A 19,524-nucleotide genomic window follows, 5' to 3' on the forward strand; every position below is an offset into this window, starting at 1 on the left:
TTTTGGAAGAGGGGAGTGCGGCAGGGCTGCGCCCTGCACCTGCCGAATCAACGGCAACGGCAACAGCAGGCTATCCGTGGGATGGCGGGGGGGGGGCCGGTGCGGGGGGAGGGGCCAAGAACGCCATGGCGGTCACCCCCCCCCCACCCGGACCCCCCCCGCCATCCCACGGATAGCCTGCTGTTGCCGTTGCCGTTGATTCGGCAGGTGCAGGGCGCAGCCCTGCCGCACTCCCCTCTTCCAAAATGTGAAGGCCGCGCGGTGACGAGCACACCGCCCCTTCGGCTAACATTCGCCCATGCCGCATACCACCACGACTCCGCCCGCATTGCAGGATGGCGACCTGCTGGCCGCCATCGACCTTGGCTCCAACAGTTTCCACATGGTCATCGCGCGCTACACGCTCGGCCAGCTGCGGGTGATCGACCGCCTGCGCGAAACGGTGCGCATGGCCGACGGCCTGGACGGCAAGGGCGGGCTCTCCGCCGCGGCCCGGCAGCGTGCGCTGGAGTGCCTGGCCCGATTCGGCCAGCGCATCCGCAACCTGCCGCCGCACCGCGTGCGTGCGCTGGCCACCAACACCGTGCGCCAGCTGCGCTCGCCGCAGTCGTTCCTGGTCCCGGCCGAGACCGCGCTGGGCCATGCCATCGAAGTGGTCAGCGGCCGCGAAGAAGCGCGCCTGATCTACCTCGGCGTGGCGCATGCGCAGCCTCCCAAGCCCGGCCAGCGCCGGCTGGTGATCGACATCGGCGGTGGCTCGACCGAATTCATCATCGGCATGGGCATGCAGACCCTGGAACGCGAGAGCCTGCAGGCCGGCTGCATCGCCAGCACCCGCCGCTTCTTCCCTGGCGGCAAGCTCAGCCGCAAGCGCTGGAAGGATGCGCTGGCCGAGATCGGCCGCGAGTTCCAGCCCTTCGCCAGCAAGTACCGCGCACTGGGCTGGCAAGAGGCGCTGGGTTCGTCGGGCACGCACAAGGCGATCAGCGAGATCTGCGCGACGATGAAGCTGAGCAAGGGCGCGATCACCGCTGAAGCCCTGCCGCAGCTGCGCGACGAACTGCTGAAAGCCAAGAAGATCGACGACATCCAGTTGCCGGGGCTGTCCAACGACCGCCGCCCGATCATCGCCGGCGGCATCCTGGTGCTGGAAGCTGCTTTCCAGGCGCTGGGGCTGCAGAAGCTGCTGGTCAGCAAGGCCGCGATGCGCGAAGGCATTCTCTATGACATCGTCGGCCGTGCCGGCGACAACGACCTGCGCGAGGAGTCGGTGGCTGCGCTCAGCCAGCGCTATGGCATCGACGCCGTACAGGCCGACCGCGTGCAGGACACCGCACTGTCGCTGCTGGAGCAGGTGCAGGAGCGCTGGGCCCTGGATGCCGACGACGCACGCATGCTCGGCTGGGCCGCCCGCCTGCATGAGCTGGGCCTGATGATCGCCCACAGCGGCTACCACGTGCATGGCAGCTATGTGCTGGAGCACTCGGACATTGCCGGCTTCTCGCGGCAGGAGCAGCAGATGCTGGCCGCACTGGTGCGCAGCCATCGCCGCAGCGTGCCCAAGACCACGTTCGATGCCCTGCCCGAGCGCCTGCTGTTGACGGCACGCCGGCTGGCGGCCCTGCTGCGGCTGGCGGTGCTGCTCAATCGCGCCCATGAGGACGATCCGCTGCCGGCACTAGAGCTGACCGCTGACGACAACCGGCTGTCGCTGATCGTGCCGCAGGCGTTCATCGATGCCCGCCCGCTGCTGCGCGCCGATCTGATCGGCGAGAACGATGGCCTGGCCGGGCTCGGCATCCAGTTCCGCCCCTTCGTTGCCTGAATACGCGCCCCCGTGCAGGTCACGGGGCGACAAGGTGACGCACTTCGCCATCCCACTTTGCGCAGTCTGGCGGTTTTTTGTGCTGCCACGCAGCACGGCGAGGTCAGCACCGTTTCCGTGAACACCGCGTAACCGCCTGCTTTTGTTCACGTTTCGTGAAAAAGCCGGGTGTTCCACGACATAAATGGATACGAACTCTTTACAGAGCATTAACCAACGAGACTACTATCGGGTTACCGGCTCGGTCATTGGCCATGCCGGCTTCCTTCGACGCCCGCTTTGGCGTCCTTTGCACGACCTGAGAGAGAGAGCTCGCCATGACTTCACGCACCACCACACTGGGGCAGGCCATCCGCTACGCCCTGGCTACCACCGCAACGCTGGCCGCCCTGCCCGCGTTTGCCCAGGACGGCAGCAGCGCCACTCCCACCAACCTCGACCGCATCGAGATCACCGGTTCGCGCATCCGCCAGGTGGACGTGGAAACCGCACAGCCGGTGTTCGCGATCACCCGCACCGCCATCGAGCAGCAGGGCTTCAGCTCGGTCGCCGACATCCTGCAGAACGTCACCGCGATGGGCAGCCCGGCGATCAGCCGTGCCAACGCGCTGACCGCAGGTGAGAACGCGGGTGGTTCCTACATCGACATGCGCAACCTGGGCACCCAGCGCACGCTGGTGCTGATCAACGGCAAGCGCCTGGGCATCAGCACCTCCGGCTACCAGGACATCTCCACGATTCCGGTGTCGGCGGTGGAGCGCATCGAAGTGCTGAAGGATGGCGCGTCGGCCATCTACGGTTCCGATGCCATGTCCGGCGTGGTCAACATCATCACCCGCTCCAATGTCACCGGTGTGACCGCCAACGTCTACCACGGCCAGTTCAGCCAGGGCGACGGCGCACGCGACCGCTTCGACGTGGTCGCGGGCTGGAGCAATGACCGCATCTCGCTGACCGTCGCGGCCGAGCATGCCGAAGAAAAGGCCGTGTGGGCCAAGGACCGTGGCTTCAGCGCCTACGGCCTGACCGACCGCCATGCCGACAACCTGACCAACTGGGCCACCATCAGCCAGTATGGCCAGTTCACCGGCGTGAAGGGGCGCCCGGGCTGCACCTCGAGCAGCGGCTGCAACTACTCGCTCAACCGCGGTACCGATCCGACCAACCCGGCCAACTACCACATCACCGATCCGACCGGGTTCACCGGCGACGTCAGCAACAGCAACGACCAGATGCACCTGAACTTCCCGCTCAAGCGTGATTCGGTGTACTTCGACGGCCGCTTCAAGATCACCGACAACGTCAACTTCCGCACCGAGCTGGGCTACAACAAGCGCAAGGCCGTGCGCCAGATCGCCGGCTACCCGCTGCAGTCGAGCACCGCAGGCGTGGGCTCGATGTCGATCGACAGCTACTTCAACCCGTTCGGCCGCCAGCACGGCTACGCCACCCCGACCGCCGTGGCCTGGAACCGCCGCACCTGGGAAGTGCCGCGCGTGACCACCAGCGAGCTGAAGACCTACCGCGCGGTGGCTTCGTTCGACGGTTCGTTCGAGATCGGCAGCCGCTACTTCGATTGGGAAGCGGGCTACCAGTACAACCGCAACGAGCTGGAAACCATCGCGACCGGCAACCTGCACAAGGCCCGCGTCGCCGGCGGCGTCGGCCCGTCGTTCTACAATGCGGCCACCGGCAAGGTCCAGTGCGGTACCGCTGCCGCGCCGATCTCCTACGACGTGTGCAAGCCGTGGAACCCGCTGGTGCCGTACGGCACGATCGATCCGAACGGCATCGATGGCAATGCCGACCTGCAGGCCTGGCTGTTCCCGCCGGAGGTCACCACCGGCAAGACCACCAGCAAGAACTTCTTCGCCAACATCGCCGGTTCCATCGTGACCCTGCCGGCCGGCGACCTGGGCTTTGCGTTCGGTGTGGAAAGCCGCAAGGAAACCGGTGAATACCGCCCGGATCCGCTGGCGCAGACCGGTGCCACCACCAACCTGGCCGCAGGCCCGACCGGTGGCGGCTACAAGGTCAACGAGGCATACCTGGAAATCAACGTGCCGGTGCTGGCCGATCTGCCGGGCGCGAAGGAACTGACCTTCAACGGTGCCACCCGCTTCTCCGACTACGACACCTTCGGCAACACGCTCAACAGCAAGTTCGGCTTCAAGTGGAAGCCGTTCGACCAGCTGCTGGTCCGTGGTACCTGGGCTGAAGGCTTCCGCGCCCCGACCATCAGCGATCTGTACGGTGGTGGCTCGCAGACCTTCGCCCAGTTCAGCGACCCCTGCGACGTGCAGTTCGGCTCTTCGCGCACCAGCGCCGAAGTGCGTGCACGCTGCGCCCGTGACATTGCCAACGCTGCAACCTTCCGCCAGCTGCGCCAGGGCAACCAGCCGGTCGCCACCTCGGTGGACGCGACGCCGGTGCCGTTCGTGTCCGGCTCCAACCCGAGCCTGACCCCGGAAACCTCGACCAGCAAGACGCTGGGCCTGGTCTGGAGCCCGAGCTTCATCAAGAACTTCAACGCCTCGCTGGACTGGTGGAAGATCCGCATCGACAACACCATCGTTGCCGACAGCCCGACCCAGATCCTGATCGACTGCTACGAGCAGGGCATTGACGCACGCTGCCAGCGCTTCACCCGTGACAAGTCGACCGGCCCGACCGCCGGCATCGTCGATACCCTGCAGTTCGGCAGCCGCAACGCCGGCTTCATGGAAACCGAAGGCTACGACCTGGACTTGAACTACCGCCTGGAAACCAGCGTCGGCAAGTTCAACGCTGGCTGGGCCACCACCTATGTCAGCAAGAGCGTGTATCGCTCGACCAACGACAGCACGGTGGTGCCGACCGTTTCCAACGGCATCGGCAGCAACTTCCGCGTCCGTTCGAACCTGGTGCTGGGCTGGGACCTGGGCAACTTCGGCGTCAGCTGGACCGCGCGCTACTACTCCGGCGTGAAGGAACAGTGCGTGGACATCCGTGCCTATCCGGACGAGTGCTCCGATCCGGGCGTGTACGCCCCGTGGTACAAGGGCGCACGCAACTACAACGAGCGTGGTTCGGTCACCTTCCACGACGTGCAGTTCCGTTACTCGCTGCCGTGGGATGCCACCGTCTCGGTCGGTGCCAACAACGTGTTCGAGAAGACCGGCCCGATCATGTACACCAAGCCGAATTCGGCCTTCTCGTACTACGGCGGCTACGATATCGGTCGCTTCGTTTACATGAAGTACCAGCAGCGCTTCTGATCCATCGCGCTGTGACATGAAGCACCACGACCACGGCCCTTCGGGGCCGTGGTTTTTTTTGCCCCGCACTGACCATACGGTGGCCGGCAGCAGCGTCATCCAGCGGTCGCACAACGGTCATGTCGGCTACATCGCCAGGCCCGAGCATGCCCGAAACCGGGAGGCCCGCCATGCGCTATGCCATCGTCACCGAGACCTATCCGCCGGAAGTGAACGGCGTTGCCCTCACCGTGCAGGGGCTGGAACAGGGACTGCGCGCGGCCGGGCACGAGATCGACCTGGTACGTCCCCGGCAGGCCAGCGAAGCGTTGGATTCGGCGCCGGGCACCCTGCTGGTGCCTGGGGCGGCGCTGCCCCGTTACCCGGGCCTGCGCTTCGGCCTGCCGGCGCCGATCCGGCTCGGGCGCCACTGGCAGCAGCAACGCCCGGATGCGGTCTACGTTGCCACCGAAGGCCCGCTGGGCTGGTCGGCGCTGCGCACTGCGCGCCGCCTGGGCATCCCGATCGCCAGCGGCTTCCACACGCGCTTCGACGAATACCTTCCCGATTACGGTGTTGCCTGGCTCCAGGCTGCGGCGATGCGCTGGATGCGGCGCTTCCACAACCAGGCCGATGCCACCCTGGTGCCGACCCGCGAACTGCAGCAGTTCCTCGGCGAGCAGGGCTTCGAGCGGGTTCGCCTGCTGGCCCGCGCGGTCGACAGCCAGCAGTTCGATCCGGCCCGGCGTGATCCGGCCCTGCGCGAGGAATGGGGCGTGGATGGCAACGGCCTGGTCGCCCTCTACGTGGGCCGCATTGCCGCCGAAAAGAACCTTGGCCTTGCGGTGAAGGCGTTCCGCCGCCTCCAGCAGATCCGGCCGAAGGCGCGCTTCGTGTGGGTAGGCGATGGGCCCGCCCGCGAGAAGCTGGCACACGAGAACCCCGACTTCATCTTCTGTGGCATCCAGCGCGGCGATGCCCTAGCCCGGCACTTCGCCAGCGGCGACCTGTTCCTGTTCCCCAGCCGCAGCGAGACGTTTGGCAACGTGACCCTGGAGAGCATGGCCAGCGGCGTGGCGACGGTGGCCTTCGATTATGGTGCCGCGCGCGAATATCTGCGGACCGGCGAGAACGGCGCAGCGGTGGACAGCGACGAGCAGTTCATCGACGCTGCGGTGCAACTGGCCGGCGACGATGCGCAACGGCGCGCGCTCGGCAGCAACGCCGCACGTGCGATGAAGCGGCTGCATCCCCAGCAGGTGGTGGCCGAGTTCGATGCCCTGCTGGCCGAACTGGCCCAGTCGCGGAGGAGCGGCCATGCGCACCACGCCGCTTGAACTGCTGGCAGGCCGCGAAGCGCGCCTGTGCCGGCGGGCCAACCACTATTGCCGGCGGCGCCGCGTACGTCGCCTGTTCGCGGTGATCAGCCGGCTCGGCGATGGCGTGTTCTGGTATGTGCTGATGGGTGCGCTGGTGCTGATCGATGGCTTCGACGGCCTGCGCGCGTCGGTGCACATGGCCACCACGGGACTGGCTGCGCTGCTGCTGTACAAGGGCCTCAAGCGCTGGACCCGGCGTCCGCGCCCGTATGCGGCAGACCTGCGCATCCGCGCGTGGGTGGCGCCGCTGGACGAGTTCAGCTTCCCCTCCGGGCACACACTGCACGCGGTGTCGTTCACCATCGTCGCGCTGGCCTACTACCCGTGGCTGGCGCCCCTGCTGGTGCCGTTCACCTGCGGCGTGGCCCTGTCGCGCGTCGTACTGGGGCTGCATTACCCCAGCGATGTGCTGGCTGCAACCGGCATCGCCGCACTGTTGGCGTCTGCCAGCCTGGCCTGGCTGCCGCTGCCGGTGTAGCCCCCGGGGATCAGATCGCTTCTGCTTCGGAAAAGGGATCTGGTCCCCACGCTGCCGGCGGCGCTTCCGTCATCGTTGATGCCCTAGAATGCGGGCATGACCACGCTGTTCATTTCCGACCTGCACCTGGACCCCAGCCGTCCGGAGATCACCGACCTGTTCCTGCGCTTCCTGCGCGAGCAGGCGCCCGGCGCCGATGCGCTGTACATCCTCGGCGACCTGTTCGAAGCCTGGATCGGCGACGATACGCCGTCACCCGCCGCCGATGCGGTGGCCGATGCGTTGAAGGCGCTGTCCGACAGTGGCGTGCCGGTCTACTTCATCCGTGGCAACCGCGACTTCCTGCTCGGCGAGGACTATGCGCGCCGTGCCGGCCTGCGCATCCTGCCCGACCCGTGCGTGATCGAGCTGTATGGCCGCCCGGTGCTGCTGCAGCACGGCGATCTGCTGTGCACCGATGACGTCCCCTATCAGCAGTTCCGTGCGCAGACCCGCGATCCGGCGTTCCAGGCACAGTTCCTGTCGCAGCCGCTGGCCGCCCGCATCGCCTTCGCACAGAAGGCACGTGACGCCAGCCAGGCCCGCCAGTCGGAAATGAAGCAGGGCGATCGTGCGAAGTTCGAGACCGTGACTGACGTGGCGCCGGCCGAGGTCGAGGCCACCTTCGTGCGCCACGGCGTGGACACCATGATCCACGGCCACACGCACCGGCCGGCCATCCATGCGCTGCAGGCCGGCGGCCGCGAGCGCAGCCGCATCGTGCTGGGCGACTGGTACGAACAGGGCTCGGTGCTGCGCGTGGATGCCAGCGGCTGGTCGCTGGAGACCCTGGCGCGCGAATAGCGGATCGCAAGCTGCCAACCAAGGTTGGCATCTACCAGAGCAGGTGCATGCGCCCGGGTAGACGCCGACCTTGGCCGGCGCTTGGACACTCAGCGGAAGGCTGCGATCGTGTGCTTGGTGTTGACCAGCACACGCTGGTTGTCGGCGGTACTGGCGTTGCCCATCGGGATGCCGTTGTAGCTGATGTTCGGGTTCGACCAGTAGTTCAGGCGCGGGCAGCTGCGGGTGCAGTTGTAGGCCATGATGGTGCGCCAGCCGGTGCCGCTGGACGGTTCATAGCGGTAGCCATGGCCATAGGCATAGGGCGATGTGCTGGGGTCGGTGGCGATGTCATGCCGCGCGCTCTGCAGGTGGCCGATCTCGTGCGCGAAGGAGTAATACCCGGTCGCACAGTCCCAGTACACCGCCGCGAACGCGGTCGACGCCGTCGAGCCGATGCCCGATGCCAGGCCGCAATAGGCGCTGTTGTTGATCAGCAGCACGCCGACGTCGGCGGTGGTGTTGTTGCGGCTGGTGTGGATGCTGTCCATGTAGCCATCGCTGGTGCCGCGGAACCGTGCCAGGTCGGTATCAAAGCTGCCCGACTCGCTGTAGCTGGTGGTCTCGTAACCGGCCAGCTGCAGGGTGAGGCCAACGTTGCTGTTGGTGTAGCCCTGGTTGGACTCGGCCACCGCCAGCTGCACCAGCGACTGCATGTTGCCGCCGTAGGCCGCCACCGCAGCGTTGGTTGCCACCACCAGCACACGGATGGTGGCCGGGGTGCCCGACGATGCCTGCGCGATGCCGATGCGGTCGCTGTCGCCCATCGGGATCTTCGGCAACTGGTTGTAGTCGGCCGGATGGTCGGCCGGCATCCGCGATTCGTCCACCTCCACCAGCACGTGGCGGTTGCCCAGAGGGCGCAGCCGGTACAGCTTGCCGTCCTTGCGGATCGAACCGGTGAGGGTGTTGCCCGAGCGCACCAGGATCAGCGAATTGCCCGGATCATCCTGGCCGTTGGAGGTGGCGGCGGTCAGCCTGTCCGAGGGCGAACGGAACTGGCCGTACCAGATGCTGCCGCCATCGGGCAGCGCTTCGACCTTGCTGCGCACCGCCTGCACGCGCTGGCCGAGCAGCTCGAATTCCAGCTGCGTCGATGCGGTGGCCGCCGCATCAACGCGGACTTCCTGCACCGTGGCCGTGGACGGGGTGGCCAGCAGCTTGCCCAGTGCGGGCTCACTGTTTGCCGATGCGCGGCTGATGACCGTCACCGGCTCGAACAGCGGTGCCGCATGCGCGGCCGCCGCCACCGACAATCCCAACACCAGGCCACCTGCCGCTTTACCAATCGATCTGGACAACATTGCGTCGCTCCTTGAATGATGTGAACAGCGTTGATGCAGCACGACCCGGATCTGCCGGGTCCGGCCATCTGGCCTGCGCAGGTCGTGTGAATTCAATAGATGATGAGAATGAAAATCAGGATTTGTGATCGACCTCATCTGCGTTCAGGCAGGTCAAAAGCGTCACTACACGTCGTCAACACTCCACTTTCGCGCTACCGTGACGCAGCCACGACGGGGAATGCACATGGCACCATCGCAGGACACGGACGAAGCGGTCGACTTGCTGCGGATTGGCCTGTTCTTCGATGGCACCCGCAACAACGCGCACAACCTGGCGCGCGGTCGCCCGCAGCAACCGCAGCCGCGGCCCGCGCAGATGCGGGCCGACGATGACTCCACCTACCAGAGCCGGCTGACCAGCAGCTACGACAACGGCCTGACCAACATCGCGCGATTGCAGCAGCTGTATCCGGACAGCCGCCACGAAACCCGTGCCTGGCCCTCGCTGTCGATCTACGTGGAAGGTGTGGGAACCCGCGATGATGCCGACGACGACCTGATCGGACTGGCGTTCGGCATCGGCGCCAGCGGCGTGCGTGCCAAAGCACAACGCGCATTGCAGGTGCTGTTGCCGGCGGCGCTGACCGCCCTTTCCACGCGCTGGCGAGCGCCGCTGCGACGCGTGCAGGTGGACCTGTTCGGCTACTCGCGCGGTGCCGCTGCGGCACGTGACGTCGCCAACCAGCTGCAGGGCTGGGACAGCGCGCGCTGGCGGCAGCAGTTGCAGGCCGCGGGCCTGGCCTGCACGGATGACTTCGCGCCGGCCACACCGGTGGTGCGCTTCATCGGGCTGTTCGACACGGTGGTAGCGGTCAACAGCGGGCGCGCCGACGAGCAGCCGCAGGTACGGCTGCGCGATGGCATGGCCGCGCACGTGGTGCAGTTGACCGCGCGTGACGAGCATCGCCAGCACTATCCCCTCACCCGCGTGGCGCCACCGTTTGCCGAGATCGCGTTACCCGGTGTGCATGCCAACATCGGTGGCGGCTACAACCAGGTGGAGGAAGGACCGAAGCTGCTGAGCCGGCCTCGGCGCCAGCAGCTGCGCCGTCCTGCCGTGGCCGATTACCAGACACCACCGCTGGCGGTGTTGCAGGCCACTACGGCCTATGCCGAAGCACAGGCCGATGCCGAGCGCTGGCGGCAACAGCTGGGTGTGGGCGCGAACGAGGTCTGGGTGGACGTCTGGCACCAGTGGCAGCAGCAGCGCCGTGCCGGCAGCCGCAGCGTGCTGCTGTCGCCGACGCTGTATGTCACCGCGGCGGTGGTGCTGCGCCGGCGCATCGACTGGCGCTACCAGCTGATCGCACTGCAGGTGATGCAGCAGCATGCCATCGACGCCGGCGTGAAGTGGCGTGCCCATGCCGCGGACGTTGCCGAGTGGGCATTGCCCTCGGCCCTGCAGCCGATCGCGCGTCGCCTGGTGGCTGGGCAGGCGCTCACCCAGCCGCAGGAAGCGCTGCTGCGCCGGCGTTACCTGATGCAGTCGGCGCACTGGAATTTCGATGCGCTGGGAGACACCGCGCTGACCTACGCCGCCGACGCCGGGGTCAGCGAACTGCCGTATCGGCCCGGCCCCGGCCTGTTCTACATCAACCGGCCCACCGTGGATGGCAAGCGCGTGGTGCTGCCCAACGCATGAAAAAGGGGACGGAGGGGATCAAGTCGTTTGTGGCACAAACGACTTGATCCCCTCCGTCCCCTTTTCTTCAACCGGCCTGCTCGACCAGGTTGGCCAGTTCGTCGGCGTCGAAGCCGGCCAACAGGCGGGCTTCGATGTTGAACGGCCCGTGCAGGTAGCCACCGGCGTACTCCACCAGCAACTCCTTGAAGCGTGCGCGCGGCTCGACGCCGGCGCGGTCGCAGTACCAGCGGTACCAGCGCGAACCGGCGGCGACATGGGCCACTTCCTCGCGCAGGATCACTTCCAGCACCGCGGCGGTTTCGCCGTCGCCCACATTGCGCAGCTTGTCGATCATGCCCGGGGTCACGTCCAGGCCACGCGCTTCCAGCACACGCGGCACCAGCGCCATGCGCGCCAGACCATCGTGGGCAGTCTTCTCGCACATCTCCCACAGGCCGTTGTGCGCGGGAAAATCGGCGTAGTCATGGCCATGGGCCAGCAACCGTTCGCGCAGCAGCATGAAGTGCCGCGATTCGTCATCGGCGCAGCTGACCCAGTCGGCATGGAACGCCGACGGCAGGCCGCGGAAGCGATATACCGCATCCCAGGCCAGATCGATGGCGTTGAGCTCGATGTGGGCAATGGCGTGGATGAAGGCGGCGCGTCCCTCCACGCCGCCCAGGCCGCGTCGTGGCACTTCGCGCGGATGCACCAGCACCAGCTGCGGCGGCCGGCCCGGCATGCGGATCGGCTCCGGCGCCGGCGCATCGGTGACCACCTTCAGGCGACCTGCACGGAACGCGGCCGCATGGGCCTGGGTCAGCGCCACCTTGCGCAGCGGATCGGCTTCGGCCAGGCACTGCTGCGCAGCGCGCAGCAGATCGCCTCCCACGTCGGCTACATCCAGCACGCCCTCGGTCTCAGGCGCGGCGCTTGTGCTTGGCGTCGTCCGAACGCAGCTGCTGGATGCGCTCGAAGTAGCCCGGCTCGATGCCCGTCGGGTAATGGCCGTTGAAGCAGGACGAATCGAAGCTGCGCAGCGCCGGGTTGCCTTCGCTCACTGCCGCTTCCATGTCCTCGATGTCCTGGTAGATCAGCCAGTCGCAGCCGAGATGGGCTTCGATCTCTTCCACGCTGCGGTTGTGCGCGACCAGCTCTTCGGCGGCCGGCATGTCGATGCCGTAGATGTTCGGGAACCGCACCGGCGGCGCGGCACTGGCCAGGTAGACCTTACGCGCGCCGGCATCGCGGGCCATCTGCACGATCTGCTGGCTGGTGGTGCCGCGCACGATCGAATCGTCCACCAGCAGCACCACGCGGTTGCGGAACTCCAGGTGGATCGGGTTGAGCTTGCGACGCACCGACTTCACGCGCTCGCCCTGCCCCGGCATGATGAAGGTGCGGCCGATGTAGCGGTTCTTGATGAAGCCTTCGCGGTACTTCACCCCGAGCACGTTGGAGATCTCCAGCGCGGCATCGCGCGAGGTATCCGGGATCGGGATGATGGTGTCGATGTCGTGGTCCGGGCGCAGGCGCAGGATCTTCTCGCCCAGCTTGATGCCCATGCGCATGCGCGCCTTGTGCACCGAGACGTTGTCGATCATCGAGTCCGGGCGTGCGAAGTACACGTACTCGAAGATGCACGGGGTGTGCTCGGCCGGTTCGGCGCAGATTTCCGAGAACAGCTCGCCGCGCGCGGTGATCACCAGCGCTTCGCCCGGCTGCACGTCCCGCACGCGCTGGAAGCCCAGCACGTCCAGCGCGGCCGACTCGGAGGCGACGATGTACTCATCACCTTCGGCATGGCTGCGCTTGCCCAGCACCAGCGGCCGGATGCCGTGCGGATCGCGGAAGGCCACCAGGCCCAGGCCCAGCACCACGCTGACCACCGCATAGCCGCCCTTGCAGCGACGGTGCACGCCCGCCACCGCACGGATCGCCGCTTCCGGGCTGAGCTGGCGCTGCTGCTCCAGCTCGTAGGCGAACACGTTCAGCAGCACTTCGCTGTCCGAATCGGTGTTGACGTTGCGGCGGTCCTGTTCGAACACCTGCTGGCGCAGCGCCTCGGTGTTGATCAGGTTGCCGTTGTGCGCCAGCGCGATGCCGTAGGGCGAATTGACGTAGAACGGCTGCGCCTCGTCCATGCCTTCCGAACCGGCGGTCGGATAACGCACGTGGGCGATGCCGACGCTACCTTCCAGGGTGGACATGGTGCGGGCATCGAATACATCGCGGACCAGCCCGGTGGCCTTCTGCACCCGCAGGCGACTGCCGTTGGCGGTGGCGATGCCTGCCGCATCCTGGCCACGGTGCTGGAGGACGGTCAAGCCGTCATACAACTGCCCGGCGACGTTCTGGTTGCCGACGATTCCGACGATGCCACACATGGTGCGAGGTCTCCGCTGGGCTGTGCCCAGTTACAAGGAAGATGGCCGTGCCTGGCCGGGGATCCCGCCCGCATCAGGCGCGGGACGGGCCGGGCGCGCGGGCACCGGCTCGATGTTGCTGGGCAGTGCGGGGGCCCGCCTGGGCTCCGGCTCCACGTCCACGGGCTGCGGCCATCCGCCGCCCGCCACTACCTGGTTGAGAACGCCATTATCGCCTGTCACCGTCGGCTTGCCCAACACCTGCTGCGAAGATGGGGCGTCCTCGGCCAGAGGCAAGGGCAGCCGCTCCGGCAGCAGGGCCTGCAACGGCAACGCCTGCGGCAATACCTGGTCCAGCTGTGGCAGTTGCGCCTGCATCCACGCCACCGCCGGTTGCAGCACCGGGCGCAGCTGCGACTGCTGCCACGCCGGCTCGCCCGGCAGCGCGGTGAAGCCGGCCAGCAACAGCAGGACACAGGCGAAGAACGCGCCGCGGACCGCGCCCAGCGCCCCGCCCAGCAGACGATCGACGCCGCCGAGCAGGGTCAGCTTGATCACCGCCTTCAGCAGCAGGCCCACCAGGCCCACCAGCACGACGGTGGCTACGAACACCCCAAGGTAGCCGGCCAGATAATGACCGCTGCCCGGTGGCTGCGGTGCCGCCCACCAATGGGAGACCTGGTTGCCGAAGGTGAACGCCGCCCAGCCCGCCAGCAGCCAGGACACCAGCGCCACCACCGTACCGACGAACCCACGGATGAAGCCGAACAGGGCGGACGCGCCGATCAGCACGCCCAGCACGATGTCGATCACGCGACCCGCTCCTGCCTTCGACAGCGGCGGAGTGCGCGTCCGGTCACGGGTGCGGGCGGACCATGCCGGCCACGCCGACCTTGGCGGCGACCTGCGCCTTCAGCTGTTCGGCGTCGGCACGGTTGGCCACCGGCCCGACACGGACCCGATGCAGGGTGCCCTTGTCGGTACGCACCTGTTCGACGAAGGCACTGAAGCCGGCGGCGCGCACTTTGTCCCGCAGGGCGTTGGCATCAGTGGCCTGGCCGAAGGCGCCCAGCTGCACGGCAAAGCCGACGCCCGCCGCAGCCGGCGCGGCCGGCACGACCGGCGCGGTCGCCGGCTTGCTCGCGGTCGCTTCCGGCTTGGAGACTTCCGGCTTCGGTGCCGGCTTGGGCGATTCCGGCTTGGCTGCCGGCGCGGTGGTGGCGGTCGGCGTGCTCGGCGGCAGGGTTTCGCTGCGCACCGGGTTGCCATTGGCCGACGGTGCGGTGGCGGCGGCAGGGGTGCTGGCGCTCGGTGCGGCCGGCGCCGGGGTCGCAACGACCGTGCTGCCTGCGGCCGCGTCCAGCGTGATGACTTCGGCCTTCACGTCGGAACGGATCTTCACCGCCTGCAGCCGGCCTGCTTCGGCCTGCGCGCGGTCGGCATACGGCCCGACGCGCACGCGCCAGGCCTGGCGGCCATTGAGCGTGGTGGTTTCACTGAAGCCCGGCAGCTGCGAGCGCTGCAGGTGGGCGATCACCGCGTCGGCGTCGGCCTTGCTGCCGTAGGCACCGAAGGTGACTGCATAGTTGCCGGCGGCCACCGCCGGGGAGGTATCCACCGTGGGCGGCGCGGCCGGCGCGGCAGCATCTGCCACTGGCTTGGCCTGGCCGCTCTGCAGGCCGGTGGCGCCACCAGCCGGAGCGACCAGCGGCAGCTCACGGGTTTCGAACTGGCCGTCGGCCGGTGCGTCCGGCGCGGCGATCGGCACGTTGGCGACACCGCTGTCCGGGGCCGGTCCCTTGACCAGCATCGGCAGGAAGATCACGGCCAGTGCCACCAGCACGATGGCACCAATCAGACGCTGTTTCAGAGGCGTATCCACGTGAGGCAGGCAACTGTCCGGAGGTTGCGGTCGATTATACGGGTGCCGGACCAGACGGCGTCGGTGTTGGCTGAACGCGGATCAGGCCGGATCCTGCAGCCATTGCAGTGCAGCGGCGGCGGTATGGAAGGAACCGAACACCAGCACCCGGTCGCCTCGCCCGGCCTTCGCCAGCACTTGCGCCAGCGCCTGCTCGACAGTGCCGGCCAGCGTCGCAGTGGCGGCTGCGGTATCGGCCAGGCGGGCCTGCAGCTGGGCCGCACTCTGCCCGCGAGGGCCGTCCAGGCCGGCCAGGGTCCACTCGCCCACCACGTCCTGCAGCGCCTGCACCACGCCCACCGCGTCCTTGTCCTGCAGCGCGGCGTACACCGCCAGCGTGCGGCCGCTGGACACCTCGGCCTTCAGCGCACGCGCCAGCTGGCCTGCGGCCTGCGGGTTGTGACCGACATCGACGCGGATCTGCACGCCCTCACGCTCGAATGCCTGCAGGCGTCCAGGGATGCGCGCCGCCGCGATACCGGCCGCCCACGCGGCACGCGGCACCGGCTTGTCCAGCGCGCGCAGCGCGGCCACGGCAGCACCGGCGTTGGCCAGCTGGATCGGGCCGGCCATCGCCGGGGTCGGCAGCTCCATCCGCAGGCCAACGTCGCGCCAGCGCCAGCGCTGGGCATCGATCGGCTCGTAGAAATAGTCGCTGCCGCCGCGGATCGCGTTGGCCCCCAGCAGGTAGGCGCGCGCCAGCACGCTGGAGGGCGGATCGGTCTCGCCGAGGACCACCGGCTTCCACCCACGGATGATGCCGGCCTTCTCGGCACCGATCGCCTCGCGGTCTTCGCCCAGCCACTCGGCATGGTCGATGTCCACGGTGGTGATCACCGAGACGTCGGCGTCGACGATGTTCACCGCGTCCAGGCGGCCACCGAGCCCCACCTCCAGCACCGCCAGGTCCAGCCCGGCGTCGGCGAACAGCTGCAGTGCCGCCAGCGTGCCGTACTCGAAATAGGTCAGCGTGGTGTCACCGCGGGCCGCTTCGATGGTGTTGAACGCGGCCACCAGCGCCGCATCGTCCACGTCCTGGCCGTCGATGCGCACGCGCTCGTTGTAGCGCAGCAGGTGCGGCGAAGTGTACGCGCCGACCTTCCAGCCGGCGGCGCGCGCGATGGCCTCGATGAAGGCCACCGTGGAGCCCTTGCCGTTGGTGCCGCCGACCACGATGGTGCGCTTGGCCGGCGCGCCCAGGCCCATCACCGCGGCCACGGCGCGTACCCGCTCCAGGCCCATGTCGATGCTCGCCGGGTGCTGGCGTTCAATGTAGTCCAGCCAGTCGGCCAGGGTGGTCGGGGTGTTCGTCACGGCAGCGGTTCCAGCAGAAGCAGTTGATGCGAGGGGATGGATCAGAGAGCGCGGTGCTTGGCTTCGCCGAAGAACGGCGTGTGGTGGGCGCAGTCGTTCAGGCGCACCACTTCCAGGCTGTCCAGGTCGGCGCCTTCGAGCAGGTTGAGCGTGGTCGGCGCCTGGCGGAAGGTCCACAGGCGGGAAATCGGCAGGCCCAGCACCTTGCACAGGATCACGCGGTTGACCGCGTCATGGGCGACCACCAGCAGGGTGTCATGCTCGCCGAGGCCTTCGGCGGCACGGGCCAGGCCACGCCAGCTGCGTTCCAGTACCAGTCGCAGCGATTCACCACCCGGCATCAGCACCGTATCCGGCTCCTCGCGCCAAGCCTGCAGGCGCGACGGATCCTTCTCGTGGATCTCGCTGGCCAGCAGCCCTTCCCATTCGCCGTGGGCGATTTCCTGCAGTTCCGGCTCGGTCAGCAGCATGTCGGCACGGGCGGCGCCCAGCGCCAGCTGCGCGGTGCGCTGCGCGCGCGACAGCGGAGAGGCGACGGCACGGGTGATGTCGACCGAGGCCAGGCGGGCACCCAGTGCCTGGGCCTGGGCTTCACCGATCGGCGAAAGCGGAATATCGATCTGGCCCTGGTAGCGGCCTTCGGCGTTCCACGGCGTTTCGCCGTGGCGGGCAAGCAGGATGCGCATGCGTGCAAGGGGTCCTGGGGGAGGAGGCTCCGCGTTTCGTTCACATCCTGTGAAGTACGCGGAACACGGATGATACCTGTTCGACGCCCCCCGGCCGGGCCGGGCATGAAAAAACCCCGCGACGTGGGTCGCGGGGTTTCGGTGTCTCCTGGCCATTCCCGCCGAGCATGGCTCGGCGCTACAACCGGCGGTCCCCGCTCGCGCAGGGACGGCGGATCTTATTTCGCCAGGTTCAGTTCCTTCAGCAGCTGCGGCGCCGGCGCCACTTCCTGCATGATCCACTGCATGTAGCGGCTGTCGACGGCAATCATGCGGGTCATCACCGGGTCGAATACCCAGTTGGAGCTGACCGATTCCCAGTTGCCATCGAAGGCAAGGCCGACCAGCTTGCCGTTGGCGTCCAGCACCGGCGAACCGGAGTTGCCACCGGTGATGTCCAGGTTGGACAGGAAGTTCACCGGCACCGAACCGACGCGCTTGTCTTCCAGGCCGCCGTAGCGCTTGGCCTTGACCGCATCGAGCAGGGCCTTGGGGGCATCGAACGGATCCACGCCGGTGTCCTTGGCGACGATGCCTTCCAGCGTGGTGAACGGGGTGTAGGCCACGCCGTCCTTGGGCTCATAGCCCATCACGTTGCCGAAGGTGATGCGCAGCGACAGGTTGGCGTCCGGGTAGACGAACTCGCCCTGGCTCTTCTTGTAGTCGGCCAGCGCCTGCAGGTACAGCGGGCGGGCGGTCAGCGATTCGCCTTCGCGGATCTTCTTCTGCTCTTCCTGCTTCAGCAGCGACGGCATGACCGCCACCGCGTACTGGATGGCCGGATCGCTGCTGGCCTCGAACGCAGCGCGGTCGGCCTTGAACCACTTCAGGCGCGCGTCCAGGCTGCCCAGCTCGGTGCCCGACAGCTTGGTCACCAGTGCCTTGACCGCGCTGGCATCGCTGCCGCCCAGCCAGGTGTTCAGCACGTCGTTATTGCGCTGCGCGGCCGGCAGGGCGACGTACTGGTCCAGCCAGTAGGTCTGCAGCTGCTGGTCCATCTTCGCCACGTAACGGCGATCCATCTGCTTCAGGCCGCCTTCCAGGGTCGGCAGGTCGCGTTGCTGGTAGCCGACTTCGCGATCGGCGTCCGGCTTGGCGCGCTCGATCGACAGGCGGTACAGGGTGATCGCTGCGCCAACGGCCGAGGTGTTGTTGAACTGGCCAACGAACAGGTCACGCTCGCGGGTGGCCTTGCTGGTGTCCAGGTGCTTGACCAGCTGCGCGTGCGCGGCCAGTGCCGGCTTGCCGGCGGCGCCCTGCTTCTTCAGCCAGGCCAGCACGGCCGCTTCTTCGGCCTGCTTCTGGCCAGCGGCATCGATGCGCTTGAAGCCTTCCAGCTGGCCCAGGTAGTTCTTGGCCACGTTGTTCATGCTGGCGGCGGTGGCGGCGTACTTCACCTTGACGTCGGCGTCGGCCTTGCCGGCCTCGTCGATCATCTTCAGCACCGCGTTGTAGTGCTTGGCGATGGTCGGGTAGGTCCAGTTGGCGGTTTCGTTGAACTCGCCGGCCAGGGCGTAGCGGTTGGTGCGGCCCGGGTAGCCGGCCACCATCACGAAGTCACCGGCGCCCAGCGGCTGGTCGGTGAACGTCAGGAAGTGCTTGGGCTGGTACGGCACGTTGTCGGCCGAGAACGCGGCCGGCTTGCCATCCTTGCCGACGTAGGCGCGGTAGAACGAGAAGTCGCCGGTGTGGCGCGGCCACATCCAGTTGTCGACGTCACCGCCGTACTTGCCGACGCTGCCCGGAGGCGCGTAGACCAGGCGCACGTCCTTGATTTCCATGTTGCGGAACAGGCGGTAGGTGTTGCCGCCGGAGAACGTGTACAGGCGGCAGCGGAAGCCGTCCTCGGCTTCACAGGCAGCAACCTGGGCCTTGTCGAAGGCGTCCAGCGCGCGGCTGCGGGCCAGCGGGTCGTTGCCGGCCGCAGCAATCGCGGCCTTGGCCTGCGCGGTGACATCGGTGATCTGGTCGAGCACGAACACGCGGGCATTCGGGCCGGCGCTCAGTTCGTCCTTCAGGGTCGGCGCGTTGAAGCCGTCCTTGATCAGGTTCTTCTCGGCGGTCGAGTTCAGCTGGATGGCGCCATAGGCGCAGTGGTGGTTGGTGACCACCAGGCCCTGCGGCGAGACGAAGCTGGCGGTGCAGCCGCCGAGGGCGACCACCGCGCCCATCGGGTCGCCGGTCAGGTTGGACAGCTGCTCCGGGGACAGCTTCAGGCCGGCCTTCTGCAGCGGGCCGGCGATTTCCGGCAGCTGCTGCGGCACCCACATGCCTTCAGCGGCATGGGCGACCTGGGCCAGCCCGAGGCTGGCGACGATGGAGAATGCAAGCAGGTTCGAGCGCATGGAGCAGCCCCTGGTAGTGGAACCCTCGATTGTAGCCCGCCGCCCTGCCCCGGCCCGAACCCCGGAAGTCATGCAATCAGGTG

The 19,524-nt window shown here is 67.7% G+C and carries 14 protein-coding genes; 6 read left to right on the top strand and 8 right to left on the bottom strand.

Annotated features, from left to right (window positions below):
* Positions 1–298 precede the first annotated feature (298 nt).
* The 5 genes from ppx to lpxH all read left to right on the top strand — a co-directional run bounded on the left by ppx (position 299) and on the right by lpxH (position 7,761).
* Complete coding sequence (ppx, locus tag ARC23_RS13265) at positions 299–1,825, top strand: exopolyphosphatase (RefSeq protein ID WP_057497631.1); 1,527 nt, start codon at positions 299–301, stop codon at positions 1,823–1,825.
* A gap of 317 nt (positions 1,826–2,142) precedes the next feature.
* Complete coding sequence (locus tag ARC23_RS13270; protein ID WP_057497632.1) at positions 2,143–5,082, top strand: TonB-dependent receptor domain-containing protein; 2,940 nt, start codon at positions 2,143–2,145, stop codon at positions 5,080–5,082.
* 170 nt (positions 5,083–5,252) lie between these two features.
* The gene (locus tag ARC23_RS13275) at positions 5,253–6,398 is read left to right on the top strand and encodes a glycosyltransferase family 4 protein (RefSeq protein WP_057497633.1); all 1,146 of its coding nucleotides are present in this window, start codon (positions 5,253–5,255) and stop codon (positions 6,396–6,398) included.
* Positions 6,379–6,918, top strand: a complete 540-nt coding sequence (locus ARC23_RS13280; protein WP_057497634.1) for a phosphatase PAP2 family protein — start codon at positions 6,379–6,381, stop codon at positions 6,916–6,918. The genes ARC23_RS13275 and ARC23_RS13280 overlap by 20 nt, the downstream gene beginning before the upstream one ends.
* A 96-nt stretch (positions 6,919–7,014) precedes the next feature.
* Entirely contained in the window at positions 7,015–7,761 is a 747-nt protein-coding gene (gene lpxH / locus ARC23_RS13285; protein ID WP_057497635.1) for a UDP-2,3-diacylglucosamine diphosphatase, read from the top strand.
* 89 nt (positions 7,762–7,850) lie between these two features.
* Here lpxH and ARC23_RS13290 read toward each other — a convergent pair whose 3' ends face one another.
* The gene (locus tag ARC23_RS13290) at positions 7,851–9,104 is read right to left on the bottom strand and encodes a M12 family metallo-peptidase (RefSeq protein ID WP_057497636.1); all 1,254 of its coding nucleotides are present in this window, start codon (positions 9,102–9,104) and stop codon (positions 7,851–7,853) included.
* 226 nt (positions 9,105–9,330) lie between these two features.
* Between ARC23_RS13290 and ARC23_RS13295 the strand changes: the two genes are divergently transcribed.
* A complete protein-coding gene (locus tag ARC23_RS13295; RefSeq protein WP_057497656.1) occupies positions 9,331–10,788 on the top strand; it encodes a phospholipase effector Tle1 domain-containing protein in 1,458 nt (485 codons plus the stop codon).
* A 67-nt stretch (positions 10,789–10,855) separates the two neighbouring features.
* On the opposite strand, the gene ARC23_RS13300 is transcribed toward ARC23_RS13295, so the two are convergent.
* From ARC23_RS13300 to ARC23_RS13330, 7 genes are all read right to left on the bottom strand, one after another.
* Positions 10,856–11,680: a ferritin-like domain-containing protein gene (locus ARC23_RS13300; protein ID WP_057497637.1), complete on the bottom strand. Its 825-nt coding sequence runs from the start codon at positions 11,678–11,680 to the stop codon at positions 10,856–10,858.
* Between the two features lie 10 nt (positions 11,681–11,690).
* A complete protein-coding gene (gene purF / locus ARC23_RS13305) occupies positions 11,691–13,157 on the bottom strand; it encodes an amidophosphoribosyltransferase (RefSeq protein WP_057497638.1) in 1,467 nt (488 codons plus the stop codon).
* A gap of 30 nt (positions 13,158–13,187) precedes the next feature.
* Positions 13,188–13,949, bottom strand: coding sequence for a CvpA family protein (locus tag ARC23_RS13310; RefSeq protein WP_057497639.1), 762 nt, complete (start codon positions 13,947–13,949; stop codon positions 13,188–13,190).
* Between the two features lie 43 nt (positions 13,950–13,992).
* Positions 13,993–15,018, bottom strand: coding sequence for an SPOR domain-containing protein (locus tag ARC23_RS13315; protein WP_057497640.1), 1,026 nt, complete (start codon positions 15,016–15,018; stop codon positions 13,993–13,995).
* Positions 15,019–15,099: 81 nt separating this feature from the next.
* Entirely contained in the window at positions 15,100–16,371 is a 1,272-nt protein-coding gene (gene folC / locus ARC23_RS13320) for a bifunctional tetrahydrofolate synthase/dihydrofolate synthase (RefSeq protein WP_057497641.1), read from the bottom strand.
* 41 nt (positions 16,372–16,412) lie between these two features.
* Positions 16,413–17,057, bottom strand: coding sequence for a histidine phosphatase family protein (locus tag ARC23_RS13325; RefSeq protein WP_057497642.1), 645 nt, complete (start codon positions 17,055–17,057; stop codon positions 16,413–16,415).
* Between the two features lie 218 nt (positions 17,058–17,275).
* Positions 17,276–19,441, bottom strand: a complete 2,166-nt coding sequence (locus tag ARC23_RS13330) for a S46 family peptidase (RefSeq protein ID WP_057497643.1) — start codon at positions 19,439–19,441, stop codon at positions 17,276–17,278.
* Between the last annotated feature and the right edge of the window lie 83 nt (positions 19,442–19,524).

The organism is Stenotrophomonas beteli (genome assembly GCF_001431665.1).
GTDB classification, from domain to species: Bacteria; Pseudomonadota; Gammaproteobacteria; order Xanthomonadales; family Xanthomonadaceae; genus Stenotrophomonas; species Stenotrophomonas beteli.

Excerpts from the sequence above, each read along its gene's own strand:
- ARC23_RS13270 (WP_057497632.1), top strand. The coding sequence starts at position 2,143 with ATGACTTCACGCACCACCACACTGGGGCAGGCCATCCGCTACGCCCTG.
- ARC23_RS13325 (WP_057497642.1), bottom strand. The coding sequence starts at position 17,057 with ATGCGCATCCTGCTTGCCCGCCACGGCGAAACGCCGTGGAACGCCGAA.
- ARC23_RS13290 (WP_057497636.1), bottom strand. The coding sequence starts at position 9,104 with ATGTTGTCCAGATCGATTGGTAAAGCGGCAGGTGGCCTGGTGTTGGGA.
- ARC23_RS13295 (WP_057497656.1), top strand. The coding sequence starts at position 9,331 with ATGGCACCATCGCAGGACACGGACGAAGCGGTCGACTTGCTGCGGATT.
- ARC23_RS13330 (WP_057497643.1), bottom strand. The coding sequence starts at position 19,441 with ATGCGCTCGAACCTGCTTGCATTCTCCATCGTCGCCAGCCTCGGGCTG.
- ARC23_RS13280 (WP_057497634.1), top strand. The coding sequence starts at position 6,379 with ATGCGCACCACGCCGCTTGAACTGCTGGCAGGCCGCGAAGCGCGCCTG.
- lpxH (WP_057497635.1), top strand. The coding sequence starts at position 7,015 with ATGACCACGCTGTTCATTTCCGACCTGCACCTGGACCCCAGCCGTCCG.
- ARC23_RS13275 (WP_057497633.1), top strand. The coding sequence starts at position 5,253 with ATGCGCTATGCCATCGTCACCGAGACCTATCCGCCGGAAGTGAACGGC.
- ppx (WP_057497631.1), top strand. The coding sequence starts at position 299 with ATGCCGCATACCACCACGACTCCGCCCGCATTGCAGGATGGCGACCTG.
- purF (WP_057497638.1), bottom strand. The coding sequence starts at position 13,157 with ATGTGTGGCATCGTCGGAATCGTCGGCAACCAGAACGTCGCCGGGCAG.